Origin of the sequence: Nocardia ignorata NBRC 108230 (genome assembly GCF_001612905.1) — a bacterium.
Lineage (GTDB): Bacteria > Actinomycetota > Actinomycetes > Mycobacteriales > Mycobacteriaceae > Nocardia > Nocardia ignorata.
The window spans coordinates 101,028-114,060 of sequence record NZ_BDBI01000002.1; the positions used below are offsets into that span (position 1 = coordinate 101,028).

15 protein-coding genes are annotated in these 13,033 nt (G+C 65.5%); 6 read left to right on the plus strand and 9 right to left on the minus strand.

The window, feature by feature from the left end:
- Positions 1–20: 20 nt before the first annotated feature.
- Both NI2_RS00820 and NI2_RS00825 read right to left on the minus strand, forming a co-directional pair.
- Positions 21–725 (minus strand): YczE/YyaS/YitT family protein, encoded by a 705-nt coding sequence (locus tag NI2_RS00820; protein WP_067484660.1) that lies wholly within the window; start codon positions 723–725, stop codon positions 21–23.
- Between the two features lie 33 nt (positions 726–758).
- On the minus strand, positions 759–2,519 hold the full coding sequence (locus NI2_RS00825; RefSeq protein WP_133733862.1) for an adenine deaminase C-terminal domain-containing protein: 1,761 nt from the start codon (positions 2,517–2,519) through the stop codon (positions 759–761).
- A gap of 123 nt (positions 2,520–2,642) precedes the next feature.
- Between NI2_RS00825 and NI2_RS00830 the strand changes: the two genes are divergently transcribed.
- Complete coding sequence (locus tag NI2_RS00830) at positions 2,643–3,632, plus strand: LysR family transcriptional regulator (protein ID WP_084475769.1); 990 nt, start codon at positions 2,643–2,645, stop codon at positions 3,630–3,632.
- On the opposite strand, the gene NI2_RS00835 is transcribed toward NI2_RS00830, so the two are convergent.
- The 5 genes from NI2_RS00835 to NI2_RS00855 all read right to left on the minus strand — a co-directional run bounded on the left by NI2_RS00835 (position 3,537) and on the right by NI2_RS00855 (position 7,532).
- Complete coding sequence (locus tag NI2_RS00835) at positions 3,537–4,562, minus strand: AraC family transcriptional regulator (RefSeq protein WP_067484665.1); 1,026 nt, start codon at positions 4,560–4,562, stop codon at positions 3,537–3,539. The genes NI2_RS00830 and NI2_RS00835 overlap by 96 nt on opposite strands.
- Positions 4,563–4,682: 120 nt before the next feature.
- Positions 4,683–5,186 carry a hypothetical protein gene (locus NI2_RS00840; protein WP_133733861.1) on the minus strand — a complete coding sequence of 168 codons (504 nt, stop codon included), beginning with the start codon at positions 5,184–5,186 and terminating at the stop codon, positions 4,683–4,685.
- 71 nt (positions 5,187–5,257) lie between these two features.
- Positions 5,258–5,905, minus strand: a complete 648-nt coding sequence (locus NI2_RS00845; RefSeq protein WP_067484673.1) for a hypothetical protein — start codon at positions 5,903–5,905, stop codon at positions 5,258–5,260.
- 20 nt (positions 5,906–5,925) lie between these two features.
- Positions 5,926–7,188: a hypothetical protein gene (locus tag NI2_RS00850; protein WP_067484678.1), complete on the minus strand. Its 1,263-nt coding sequence runs from the start codon at positions 7,186–7,188 to the stop codon at positions 5,926–5,928.
- A complete protein-coding gene (locus NI2_RS00855) occupies positions 7,185–7,532 on the minus strand; it encodes a DUF6317 family protein (protein WP_067484683.1) in 348 nt (115 codons plus the stop codon). Before NI2_RS00855 ends, NI2_RS00850 begins: the two co-directional genes overlap by 4 nt.
- Positions 7,533–7,777: 245 nt before the next feature.
- On the opposite strand from NI2_RS00855, the gene lpdA reads away from it, so the two are divergent.
- The 3 genes from lpdA (at position 7,778) to NI2_RS00870 (ending at position 10,778) form a co-directional block, all read left to right on the plus strand.
- Positions 7,778–9,181 (plus strand): dihydrolipoyl dehydrogenase, encoded by a 1,404-nt coding sequence (gene lpdA, locus NI2_RS00860; RefSeq protein ID WP_067484686.1) that lies wholly within the window; start codon positions 7,778–7,780, stop codon positions 9,179–9,181.
- Between the two features lie 432 nt (positions 9,182–9,613).
- Complete coding sequence (locus tag NI2_RS00865; RefSeq protein ID WP_225278427.1) at positions 9,614–9,928, plus strand: L,D-transpeptidase; 315 nt, start codon at positions 9,614–9,616, stop codon at positions 9,926–9,928.
- 151 nt (positions 9,929–10,079) lie between these two features.
- Positions 10,080–10,778 (plus strand): polysaccharide deacetylase family protein, encoded by a 699-nt coding sequence (locus NI2_RS00870; RefSeq protein WP_067484689.1) that lies wholly within the window; start codon positions 10,080–10,082, stop codon positions 10,776–10,778.
- Here NI2_RS00870 and NI2_RS00875 read toward each other — a convergent pair.
- Entirely contained in the window at positions 10,775–11,164 is a 390-nt protein-coding gene (locus NI2_RS00875) for a winged helix-turn-helix transcriptional regulator (RefSeq protein ID WP_067484690.1), read from the minus strand. The genes NI2_RS00870 and NI2_RS00875 overlap by 4 nt on opposite strands.
- A 91-nt stretch (positions 11,165–11,255) precedes the next feature.
- Between NI2_RS00875 and NI2_RS00880 the strand changes: the two genes are divergently transcribed.
- Entirely contained in the window at positions 11,256–12,089 is an 834-nt protein-coding gene (locus NI2_RS00880; protein WP_067484691.1) for an NmrA family NAD(P)-binding protein, read from the plus strand.
- Positions 12,090–12,231: 142 nt separating this feature from the next.
- On the plus strand, positions 12,232–12,624 hold the full coding sequence (locus NI2_RS00885) for a DoxX-related protein (RefSeq protein ID WP_067485815.1): 393 nt from the start codon (positions 12,232–12,234) through the stop codon (positions 12,622–12,624).
- Here the strand turns inward: NI2_RS00885 and NI2_RS00890 are convergent, their stop codons facing one another.
- On the minus strand, positions 12,625–13,002 hold the full coding sequence (locus NI2_RS00890; RefSeq protein ID WP_067484693.1) for a VOC family protein: 378 nt from the start codon (positions 13,000–13,002) through the stop codon (positions 12,625–12,627).
- Positions 13,003–13,033: the final 31 nt, after the last annotated feature.

A 13,033-nucleotide genomic window follows, 5' to 3' on the forward strand; every position in this document is an offset into this window, starting at 1 on the left:
CCGGGCGGTGGCGATTCGGGCTAGTCGGCCACGGGTGCAGGCACGAACTGCGCGGGCCGCTTTCGGGCCGCGAACTTCTCGTACAGGAAGAAATATCCCTTCACGTATTGCCCCACGAGAATCGCGTTGATGATCGTCCCTTCGCGAATGAAATGCGGTGCGCCGAGGAACACGAGCCCGATGCCTACCGAAAGCGCGAGCAGGGTGCAGTCGAAGACCGTCTTGATATTGCCCCATTTCCGGCCGGTCATCTGCTGGATGGTGTTCACGAACAGATCGATCGGCATCAGGATCAGATTCGCGCGGATCATCAGGAACAGACCGAGCGCCAGCATCGCATCGGCGAAGACCAGCAGGACCAGGTTGGCCGTGTACGGCTCGAGATGGATCCACTCGGTGAGCCACAGGTTGAGATCGAGGAGCAGGGCCAGCACCAGCGCCGGGATCATCGAGAGCAGATAACTCGCCTTGAAGGCCTTCGGGCGGACCAGGAAGGTCAGCACGAGCATGATGACCTCGAGGATGAGATTGTAATTACCCTGACTCAACGGTGTGAAGACCAGCGTCATGGTGCGGGTGAGGCTGCTCTGCGGGGAAATGCCGATCGCCGCCCTGATGGCCAGGCTGAGACCGAGGGTGAGGATGTATATCCCGGCCACGTAGGTGATCCAGCGGCGCACCTTGTTCCCGTTGTCGATGACTGCCGCGTCTTTGTCGTGTTGCATAACGGTGGATCCCTTGCTCTGCGGTAGCCGAGGCTATTTCATGAAGCCGAAGCGGTCGAGCGAGATGAACAGCGTCAGCAATTTGTTGACCACCGGCTCACCTTCGTTCTTGTTGCCGAGAACGGCCAGGGCGTTGTCGATCGCGCGGGTGGCTTCGACGAGTTCGGCGAGGTCCATATCGGCCATCACGCCGTAGAAGTCGAGCGGCAGCACAGCTTTTACCGCACCACCCTCGGTGACGACGCAACCGCCGACGAGACCGTCCAGGTGCTGGACGCTGCCGCACATCTCGGCGCTGTCTGCACCTACGACCACGAAATAGGCCTTCGGCGCGGGCCAGAACGTGGCGACCGCACCGCCCTCGATAGAGACGCCTTTGAACAAGCCGTTCACGATGTGCCGCTCCCCGTCGGCATAGCGCTGCACGAGCGAGATCCGGTTGAGCCGCACACCCTCGTGCTCGGGCACGATCGAACCGTCGCGCACAGGAACCCAGACTTCCTGGGCGAACTTGAGATGCCCGCGGCCGTAGACGTCGAAGAGCAGGACTTTCGCCCGCGTGCCGTCGTCGGAGAGCTCGAGCGGTGTGAGGTCGAGCTGCTCGGGACGCAGGTCGTCGAGACCGGGACGCGGTTGTTTGGCGAGCACCGAATAGTCGATGCGGATTGGATCGAGCAGCCGGCGGTCCTTCGCCATCAGCTTGCCGCCCTTGAAGACATAGCGCGGATTGATGCGCGAAAGGCTGTCGGTGAGCACGATGTCGGCGAATCGACCCGGGCTCAGCGAACCGAGATCACGATCCTTGTGGAAGGAACGCGCGGCATACAGGGTGCCCATCTTGATCGCCTGAATCGGCGGCATCCCCATTTCGACGGCCAGCGAGATCACCCAGTCGATATGGCCCTGCCGCAATACCCGGTCCACCGAGATATTGTCGGCGCAGAGCTGGAAATTCTCGGCGGGCCAGCGACGTTTGACGATGGCGCGCAACATGGTTCGAATCACCTCCGGACTGCCGACCCCGAATTTGATCTGGGTGTTCAGGCCGTAGCGGATGCTCTTCTCGATATCGTCTTCGTTCCAGACATCGTGGTTGTTGTCGACGCCGATGGCGGGCATGTAATTCAGCAGGGTGTCCGACAGCGCCGTCACGCCCCAGTGGCAGTTCACGAATCCCGCGTTGGCCCGGCCGAGTGCGGACTTGCGGAAATCCTCGGCATTGCCGGTCATATACGACAGGTGGGCGAGTTCACCCAGGCCGATGACCGGATCCATCTCCAGCATCGCCTCGGTGACTTCCGGTGGGGTCTTCTTCCCCGGTGCGAACGCGTAGAGCCGGTACGGGAGCTTGTCGTGGTCGGCGAACAGTGCCCGCGCCGCGTCGACGGCCTCCTTGCCCGCCGCACTGGCGAAGTCGAGCGTCTCCCCGAAAACCGTCGTGGTTCCGCTCGGGACGAGCGCCTCGCCGAACGCTGCCGGATGTGCCAGCTGGGACTCGAAGTGCAGATGCACATCGATCAGTCCGGGAATCGCGTAAAGACCACCGCCGTCGAAGGATTCGCGGTAACGAATGGTGTCGTCGGGATTCAGCGCGATGATGCGTTCGCCGTGCACCAGAAGCGAACCGGGATAAACGGTTTCGCTGTGTACGTCGAGTATGTGCAGATTGTGGACCAGCAGGTCGGCTTCCCGCCTGCCCTCCAGGATGTCGAAAATCGTCCGGACATGGTTTTCCTGATCAGCGACCGCGGCGGATCCGGCGAAGGAGTCGGTTGTCGAATTCGATCGGGGCATCGGCGTCCTCATCTCGATATGTGTGCCTGTATTGATTGGACGCGACCGGCACTGTTGCCCACAAGCATTCGTTTTCGCACGAGGTGTACTCAATTCTCGTACACTCTGCCGAGGAGGTGCGTGATGCTCCATTCACGATTGCTGCACTACATCGACGAGGTAGCACGGCTCGGGTCGATTCGTGCGGCAGGCGCCCGGCTGCACGTCGCGCCCTCGGCGATCAACCGGCAGATCCTGCTGCTCGAGGCGGAGCTGGAACAGCCGCTGTTCGAGCGGTTGCCTCGCGGTATGCGCCTCACCCCGGCCGGCGAGGCGCTGGTCGCCCATATCCGGCAGACGCTGCGCCAATACCGGGAAACGGTCACCGATATCCGGGACCTGCGCGCCCTCGGCAGCGGCGAGGTGGTCATCGCCACCATGACGGGCCTGGCCAGCAGCGTCGTCGCCACCGCCGCCGCGAGCTTCCGGGCTCGGCATCCGCAGATCCGGATCTCGATCCGCACCATGTCGACCCTCGACATCGTGGGGGCCATCGAGAACAGCGAAGCCGACCTCGGCCTCGGCTTCAACATCCCCGCCTCGGCCCAGCTGGAAGTCTGCTGGCAGATGAACACCCGGCTGGGAGTTGTTGTCTCACCGCATCATCCGCTCGCGCCGATGGACACTGTCCCGCTCGCCCAGTGCACGCCGTTTCCGCTGATCTTCGCCGACCGGTCCATGGTGATCCACGGCATCGTCGCCGAAGCCTTCACCAATGCGGGCCTCGATATCCAACCGGCTTTCCACACCAATTCGATCGAGACGATGAAACGGCTCGCCATGTCCGGGGAGGCGATCGCCTTTCTCAGCGAATTCGACATCGCCGAGGAACTCCGCGACGGGCGGCTGCTCTTCCGTCAGGTTCGAGACGCGTTCAGCCTCAACATCATCTCCCTCGTGCGCCGCGAGAAGCACGCGCACGGGCTGGCCGGCTTTCTGCTCGCCGACGAGATCGGGAAGACCTTGCGGCCCGGTGCGTCAGCGCGCGACGGTGGGCGGGGTTCCGGTCCAGCGGTGGAAGGCCTTGCGGAGGGCGCGGTCGTCGGTGAAGGCCAGGTGGCGGGCGATGGTTGAGGTGGTGAGGCCCTGGGAGAGCAGGGTTTTCGCGCGCTCGTAGCGGAGGCGGTCCAGTTCCTCGCGCCAGGTGGTGCCCTGTTCGGCGAGGTGGCGTTGCAGGGAGCGTTCGCTCATGGCCAGGGCTTTCGCGACGCGGGCGAGGGTGGGGTCGGCGGCATCGAGGGCGGAGGCGAGGGCGATACGGAACGCGTCGAGGGGGTCGGCGACGGTGCGTGCGGACGCGAGGACGAGGTCGGCGTGGCTGCGCATCAGGTCGGCGAGCATCGGGTCGGCGCGGGGGAGTGGGGCGTTGGCATCGTCGGCACGGAACGTGATCGAGTCGGCGCTGGCACCGAATTCGATGGCGTGCGTGCCGAATACATCGATCAGGTGGTGGTGGTCCGGTGGTGCCGGATGCCCGAAGGTCACCTTCGCCGGGACAAGTGGGCGGCCGGTCGCCTCGCGGGCGCGGCGCAGGTAATAAGCCAGAACGTATTCGTTGACCGTCGACGCGACCACCGGGTCGCTCGCCGATGTGCGATAGCCGATAGTGAGATCGGGTTCGCCGGACAGGTCGAAACCTTCGGCAGCCGCGGTGACCAGGCGGTGGTACGGCTGGGCAGCGCGCAACGAATCCGCCAGTGTCGCACCGGTTGTCACCAGGTAATCCCAGGTGTTCAAAGTGCCGAGCGGTGCGGCCTCGGCTACTGCGGCGCCCGCGCCGGGCCGCGCGATCAACTCCCACAGCCTGAGCAGCGAACTCATCGGCAGCCGGTTCAGCTCACCACGCAGCACCACGTCGTCGGTGCCGGGTACGCGCACCAGCTGTTCCTCGGCCACCCCGAACCGCCGCGCCGACTGAACCAGCAGACGCACCAGATGGACCGAAACGGTGCCGTCGACCCGGCTGCCGATCTCCGCTCGGCCCCCTGATCCCGCGCCGCTCACCCCGCTGACAGTACCGTTCGGTCCGCCTCGATCGAGGTCGGGCGCGGCCAGTTGTGGCCCGCCGAACGCTCGAGCGCAACCCGCGCCACCACGTCCGCCGAGGTCACGTGGAGTCCGCGGTCAGTCTTTGGAGTGTCGACCCCCGTCAGGGACGGGCGGCGCACCGGGTTCACGAAAGGTCAAGCGTGGCGGCTTGTAGATGCGGGATACATACGCGTAGCGCATGTCTCGTCCACCCGGACGGGACACGACGCCATACTTGGCCGGATCACCGGCGAACCAGATCTCGCGAGTGCCATGGTTGACCAGTTTTCCCCTGTCCCACGCCCACGTGCTGAGCAGGAGTGTGCTCACTGTTTCGCCGTGCGGGCCGAGCAGGTCCACCCACTCGTAGCGGGTACCGGACAGGTACCGGATCCGCCACACAGTCCACGGGTTCCGCAGGGCTTTGCGGCGGCGCCGATTGATCCACAGGAAGCACCCACCGAACATCGTCCCGATGATGAAGTACTGCGAGACCAAGATCGCCACGTCGTTGTCTTTGCTGATCAATACGACGGTCAGTGGTCCGCTGGCCAGCGCGGTGAGTAGCAACGGCCACCGAATCCACCAATTGTGGCGCAACGCTCGCCTGGTCGGTGGAAACTTCCGAGCCGGTCCTGGGGGCGGTGGAACGTCCATCGCGGGTGGCCGGTTCACAGGTCGAGACTTGGGGTCGTCGAGGAGGCTACGAATTCGAGGCTGGCCGCCATTCCGAACAGCATGGGGCCGAATTCGGGCCCTCGATCGACTTCGGCGGTAGCCACCTCGACCACCGCAACGGTTGTCCCGTCCGGTGACGGAATCACCGCTTCCATCTGGTAGGTGTGCGCGGCATCATCGGATTTCCGCAGCGCGGGCAGGTCCGGGGAGGGATAGTGGCCGATGCCCTCGCTGAACAGCAGTGGTCGCTCGCCGACATCGACACCTTCTACCCGCCAGCCGATCTCGTCGCGGGTCTTGTGCTGCGCGATATCGGCCAGGGTGAGGCGAGGATTACGGGGTGCGCCTGCGTCGAGGCACGAGATTGTCAGCCAGGACACGACCGGATGCCCGTCGGCACTTCGGTGCGTGCCGATACCGCAGTACACGGCATTGCGCTTGGCCAGCGCCTCCAGCATGAATTCGAGTGTGCCGAGGGTTTTCGGCACACTCTCGCGCAGTGTTCCTGTGGTCTGCTGCGACAGCAGTGGGTCGGCGGCTGAGATCGCGGTGGCGACACCGGCCAGCGGGAGTTCGTGGTAGCCGGGCGGGATTTCCACAGCCACGGCGTAGCGCGGCGGTCGCGTCGGATTGCTCGTCATCGTTCGATACCCTCGATCGCTCAGTCTCCGAAGATGCTTCCCAGGGCCACACCGGCCACTGATCCGACCGCGCCCTCTGTCCGCTTGAGTACCGTGAGCGCCACGGCGGGATCGGCCACACTGTGCGCGCCCTCCACGCCGGTGGCTTGCAGCAGCCGATTGACCCCGTTGGTGACGCCGGTATTGGCCATGATGTCCGTTACGCCCCCGACGTTGTGGTCGGTCATGAATTTGTTGACCAGCCCAGGATTGTGGGCTGCCTCCGACCAGGCGCGTGCCATGCCCTCGAAGCGGCCGACATCGCCCGCCGCGTCACCGAGCATGGCTACCTTGCCGACCTTGCCGAGTGCTCCGACACCGGGAATCAGCCCGAGCGCGTCGCCCGAGAGTTGCATGCCTGCGCTGAATTTCTCGCTCAGAGTGCCGTGCAGCAGGTCGTCGCGTAGTTCGTCGTCGGTGAGGGTCAGACCGAGTGCTCCGACGCCGGCCACCAGGGAGATGCCCAGTGCAATTGCGCTGACCGGGGGCGGGGTGATCACCGCCAGTAGGCCGGTGATGGCCGCAGTGGTGGAGAGGATGTTGTGGAGGAGTTCGCGGTTCTCCTCGATCCAGTCGCCGAGCGCGTTCACTGCGTCGACGATCTTGTCCCAGAGGCTCTCGTCGGGCTTGCTCGGCGCGTTCTTAGCGGCGTCTACGAGTGCTGCGGCGATGCGCGCGGCGAGGGCGTTGTGCACACCCTCGAGGTCGGTTGCGCGCCGGATGATCGCATCCAGCTTGGTTTGACAATCCGACACCGCCGTCACCGCGGCGTTCACCCGCGCGACCGCCGCGTCGAGGCGGGACTGGGCCGCCCTCAACTCGTCGGCGTCGGAGAACCGCGTATTGGCCAGGCCGAGGTCGGGATGTGCGCGCGCCTGAGTGAGTGTGGTGTTCGCGGTGGCGAGCTCGGCACGGGCCGCAGCCGCCTCCTGCTCGAGTCCCTGCGCGGTGTTCTGGAAATCGACCAGGTTGGTGTGCCATTCGACGACGAGACCGACGGCCGATTCCAGCGACGTCTGGGCCAAGCCCAGGTCGGTGGACAGCGTGGCGTCGAAATTCGCCCGGAAGGCGTCTCCCGCCTCGCCTTTCCACACATCACCGCTGTCGAGTAGGCGGTTGAGCAGCGTCCTGGTCTCCGTCACGCCCTGGCGTGCCGCATCGATTCGCTGCCGGAGGTTCGCCACTTCGGCTGTGCTGCCGACAACTGGGTTGAACCCCAGGTTGGGGTAGGGGTTCGCGCTCACCGTGGTACCCCTGTGGCGTTGCCATCGGCTGTACCCTGCGCGTCGATCACCTGTGTGGCCTGATCCAACGCCGTAGCGAACGCGGAGTCGGCGGACACGTAGGCGTCATGGCATTTCGAGACACCTTCGGCAGTGGTGGCCGCGGCCTCGATGATCCGTTCGATACCGAATTTCCAGCTGCGCTGAAAATTTGCGGCGGCGTCGTTCAGGCCGGTGGTGCCGATATCGCCGTCGCCCGCACTCTCCAAGGCCTTCATCGCATCACCGAGTACCTGTTCGGAGTTCTTCAGTGACTGCACCGTGCTCGCGAGCACGTCGATATCCACCTGGAAGTATCCGGCCATTTCTCCCCTCCCGCCCGATGTCTCGCAGCACGATATAGCCGGTCCGGGATCCCGGCAAACCTCCAGCCCGGCACCTTCCTCTGCTCGCCCGTGCCTGTGTGGGGCGCCCGGCATCCGTACGAGAGCTGCACTCGCACGCCGCTCGGTCTTCTCGGCTGAGCTCGGGCGGGTGAGTGCGCGAGCGCATCTCACCGAAGTGGGGGACGGGTGGGTGAACTCCCCGAAACAGAGTTAGGCTCGGTGACGTGACTTCCCACTACGATGTCGTCGTTCTCGGCGCTGGTCCCGGCGGATATGTCGCCGCGATCCGTGCCGCTCAACTCGGCCTGCGAACAGCGATTGTCGAGCAGAAATACTGGGGTGGCGTGTGCCTGAACGTGGGCTGCATCCCGTCCAAGGCACTGCTGCGCAACGCCGAACTGGCCCACATTTTCCACAAGGAAGCCAAGACCTTCGGCATCTCCGGTGAGGTCAGCTTCGACTTCGGCGCCGCCTTCGACCGCAGCCGCAAGGTGGCCGACGGTCGCGTCAAGGGCGTGCACTTCCTGATGAAGAAGAACAAGATCGACGAGTTCGACGGTCTCGGCACCTTCACCGGCCCGAACTCCCTCGACGTCGCCCTCACCAAGGGCGGCAACGAGTCGATCAGCTTCGACAACGTCATCATCGCCACCGGCACCACGACCAAGCTGCTGCCCGGCACCCAGCTGTCGGAGAACGTGGTCACCTACGAGGAGCAGATCCTCACCCGCGACCTGCCGGGTTCGATCCTCATCGTCGGTGCGGGCGCCATCGGCATGGAGTTCGCCTACGTCCTGAAGAACTACGGCGTCGACGTGCGGATCGTCGAATTCCTCGACCGGGCCCTGCCCAACGAGGACGTCGACGTCTCCAAGGAGATCACCAAGCAGTACAAGAAGCTCGGCATCACCATCACCACCGGTGCGGCCGTGCAGTCGATCGACGACGACGGGTCCAAGGTCACCGTCCAGATCAAGGACAACAAGTCCGGCAACGTCGAGACCGTCACCGTCGACAAGGTGCTGCAGGCCGTCGGCTTCGCGCCGCGGGTGGAGGGCTACGGCCTCGAGACCACCGGCGTCGAGCTCACCGATCGCGGCGCCATCGCGATCGACGACTACATGCGCACCAACGTGGGGCACATCTACGCCATCGGTGACGTCACCGCCAAGCTGCAGCTGGCCCACGTGGCCGAGGCGCAGGGCGTGGTCGCGGCCGAGACCATCGGCGGCGCCGAGACGATGCCGCTGGGCGACTACCGGATGATGCCGCGCGCCACCTTCTGCCAGCCGCAGGTCGCCAGCTTCGGCCTCACCGAGCAGCAGGCCCGCGATGAGGGCTACGACGTGAAGGTGGCGACTTTCCCGTTCACCGCCAACGGCAAGGCCCACGGCCTCGGCGATCCGACGGGTTTCGTGAAGCTCATTTCCGACAACACCCACGGCGAACTCATCGGCGGCCACCTCATCGGCCCCGATGTCTCCGAGCTGCTGCCGGAGCTCACGCTGGCCCAGAAGTGGGACCTCACGGTCAACGAGCTGGCCCGCAACGTGCACACCCACCCGACGCTCAGCGAGGCGTTGCAGGAGGCGATCCATGGCCTCGCCGGCCACATGATCAACTTCTGAGTAGCAGATACCGAGGGGCGGTTCGCGCAGCGGCCGCCCCTCGCTCATGCCCGGAACTACCGGATTTTTATTTCTTTTCGGCCGAATCGCGGAGTTTGATTTGGTGAATCTTCTTTTGTGGTCGATGATGCGTTAGCACCTTCTGGTAGTTGTTCCTGGCTCGTGTTCGAACTGTTCGTGTTCCATGAGATGGTCCCCTCGCCCCGGTCGACTCGCGGGTGGCGGGCACGGTTGAGAGGCAACTGAGAACCCATGAGCAAGCGCATTCTCGGATGGATGGCACGTGTGGCGGCTATTGTCGCGGCGGCTGGATCGGTTGCCGTGGCTCCCGCAGCGGCGGAACCTCTTTTCCCTGGTGGACCCGATATTCCGGGTGTCCCCTCCGTGATTCCGACGGCGTCACCCTGCCCGGTGGTCGAGGCGAGGGCGTGCATGCGGCTGTCGACGAACGAGGCATGGCTGGTCGACAACGGGCGGGTGGTCTTCGGGCCGACACCGATCTCGCACGGAATGGCGGGCTTCGAAACTCCGCCCGCGGTGACCCGCATTTCCTTCAAGCGGGAATTCCACTGGAGCACCATGCACGACGCACCGATGCGGTGGGCGACATTCTTCAACGGTGACATGGCATTCCACGTCGGCCCGGTCACCTCGAAGTCCCACGGTTGCGTCCGCATGACCGAAGACGGCGCCCACCGCTTCTTCGACTACCTGAACCCAGGCGACATCACCCAGGTAATACCGTAGCCGCCTCTCCGGGACTTCAGGCCGGACTCGGGTACGTGGGGACTGCGGACGCGGCAAGCTTTTGGATGTGGTCGCGTCCGCCCGTCCCCGGTGAGTTACCCATGTTCTCGCCTTGGGTCGTCGGCGCGAGATATCTGCGGTATACACCACTATGCGCAAATGGTTGACGGGTGGGGCCGCGGTGCTTGTGGTCGCGGTCGCGATGGTGGCGGGTCTTTATGTGCTGATGAATTCGCGCACCTACCAGCTCACCGGCGAACTCGTGAACCGCGTCGAAACCCAGGACAAGGTCGTCGCGCTCACCTTCGACGACGGACCGACCGAACGCACCCCGGAAATCCTGCGCACGCTGGCCGAATTGCAGGTGCCTGCCACGTTCTATCTCGTCGGTGACGATCTCGCCGCGCGCCCCGCATTGGGGCGGGCGATCGCGGCGGCGGGGCACGAAATCGGCAATCACACCTACACCCATCGCCGCATGGTGCTGGTTTCGGGAGACACCGTGCGTGACGAAATCGAACGCACCGACACCGAGATCCGCCGCACCGGCTATCAGGGACCGATCACCTTCCGCCCGCCCTACGGCAAGAAGCTCTACGGGCTGCCGAAATACCTCGCCGACCACGACCGCACTACGGTGACCTGGGATGTCGAACCCGATTCCGCGGGCGGCGTGGACCGTGACACCGTGCTCGCCACGACCCTCGAACAGACCCGGCCCGGCTCCATCGTGCTGCTGCACGTCATGCACGGCACCGAATCGGCGGCCGCCCTGCCGGGCATCGTCACCGGCTTGCGCGCACAGGGATACCGGTTCGTCACCGTCTCCGAACTGCTGGCGAAGAACTAGCCGTTGTTACGGTAGCCGGAGCGGGCCGCCCGCACCGTGTCGATATTGGTCTCGAGGACCTCGATCAGCGCGTGTAGCCGGTCGGCCACCTGCGCGCCCAGCTCGGTGAGGGTGTATTCCACCCGCGGCGGAATGGCCTCGAGGACTTCGCGGTGCACCATGCCGTCGCGCTCGAGTGCCTGCAGGGTCTGCGACAGCATGCGCTCGCTCACCCCGTCGACCCGCCTGCGCAGCGCGCTGAACCGGAACGGGCCCTCCCGCAGAGCCACCAGGGCGAGCACACCCCACCGGCTCGCGACGTTCTGCAGCACCGACCTGGACGCGCAGTCGCGCGCGAAGACGTCGGCTTCCAGCGTCTGATCGTCGTCGAGGTGCTGCTCACTCATACCCGTGATCTTACCCTCCTTGACGACAGCGCCTACTGAATGCATAGTGCTTACTAATAGTTAGTACATGCCGATCAGTTCGGAGGAAGTCATGACTGTTGCGGTGGCCGGAGCGAGTGGACAGCTGGGCAGGCTCGTCGTCGAGGCGTTGGTGGCGGCGGGTGAGCGGCCGGTGGCGATCGTGCGGGATCCGTCGAAGGTGGCCGATCTCGATGTCGAAGTACGCCGGGCGTCCTATGACGACGCGGCGGCACTCGATGCCGCGCTGGTCGGTGTCGACCGGTTGCTGCTCATCTCGGGCAACGAGTTCGGCGCGCGAGTCGCCCAGCACACCACTGTGATTCGAGCGGCCGAACGCGCGGGCGTCGAGCTGCTGGCCTACACGAGCATTCCGCAGGCCGAGGTGAACCCGATGATCCTGGCCGCCGAACATCGCGGCACCGAGGAGGTGCTCGCGGGTGCGTCGGTGCCGACGGTGCTGCTGCGCAACAGCTGGTACTGGGAGAACTACAGCCAGGCCGCGGCCCTCGCCGCGCAGACCGGCGTGCTGCACGGCGCGATGGGCGAGGGCCGCGTCTCGGGTGCGGCCCGGGCCGACTACGCCGAGGCCGCCGCCCGCGTCCTCACCGGCGACGGGCACGCGGGCCGCGTCTACGAGCTGGGTGGCGACGAGGCCCTGTCCGGCCCCGACCTGGCCGCCGCGATCGGTGCCGCCACCGGCGCGACTGTGCGCTACCAGAACCTGCCGACCAGCGAATACGCAGCCACGCTGCACGCCGCGGGCGTGGACGAGCAGTTCGCCACGGTCCTCGCCGACTCGGACGCGGGCATCGCCAAGGGCTTCCTCGAGGTGCGCACCGGCGACCTCACCAAGCTCCTCGGCCGCCCGGCCACCCCGGCTGCCTCGGTCTTCGCGCCCGCCTGAGCCCCCCCGGGCCTCCGAGGTTCCGTCGGCTTCGACCGGATCCTGAGCGGTCCCCGTCCGGCAATCTGAGTGCCGACGGGGACCGGTTAGAAGGTGGGCCCCACCCAAGTGCCCGGTGACGACCCCGGTTCACACCGCTACAGTGCGGAGCGTGGCTCATGAAACTCCCCGTCGACGCGCGCACACCTACCTGAGCGGTTTGTTGTTCGTGGTCGGTGTCCTGCATTTCGTCGCGCCGAAGCTGTTCGACGGCATCGTTCCCAAGCAGTTGCCCGGCGAACCCCGGGCCTATACCTACGGCTCCGGGGTCGCCGAGCTCGGGGTGGCGACGGCGCTGGCGGTGCCGAGGACCAGGCGTTTCGGCGGGTGGCTCGCCGCCGGCCTGTTCGTCGCCGTCTTCCCCGCCAATGTGCAGATGACCGTCGACGTGCTCGGCAACCCCAAGTCCTCGCCCGCTTTCAAGGCCGGGGTGATCGCGCGGTTGCCGCTGCAGATTCCGCTGATCGTGGCCGCGTTGCGGGTCGCGCGCCGCTGATCACACCCACTGCACGAGCTGGATGACCACCCCGTTGGGGTCGGTCATCTGGAAGTAGCGCTCGCCCCATTCCTCGGTTTCGATGGGCGTCTCGATCGGGACGCCCGCGCCGCGCAATCGCTCGTATTCGCTGTCGATGTCATCGACCACGAACACGACGAGCACACCCTCGCCCGCACTGCCCGCGATGCGTGCCGGCTTGAACGACTTCAAGCCGGTGCGCAGGTAGATGACGTCCATGCCCGCGTCGGGCCGCCCGACGCTGACGAACCCGTCGGCGGCCATGTTCTCGGTGAAACCGAGGTGGTCGACGAGGAACTGGGCCGACGCTTGCGGGTCGTCCACATTGAGCGAGACGGCGGAAGCGGTGATCTGCATGGGCTCTCCTCGATGACGTTACTCCGTACTT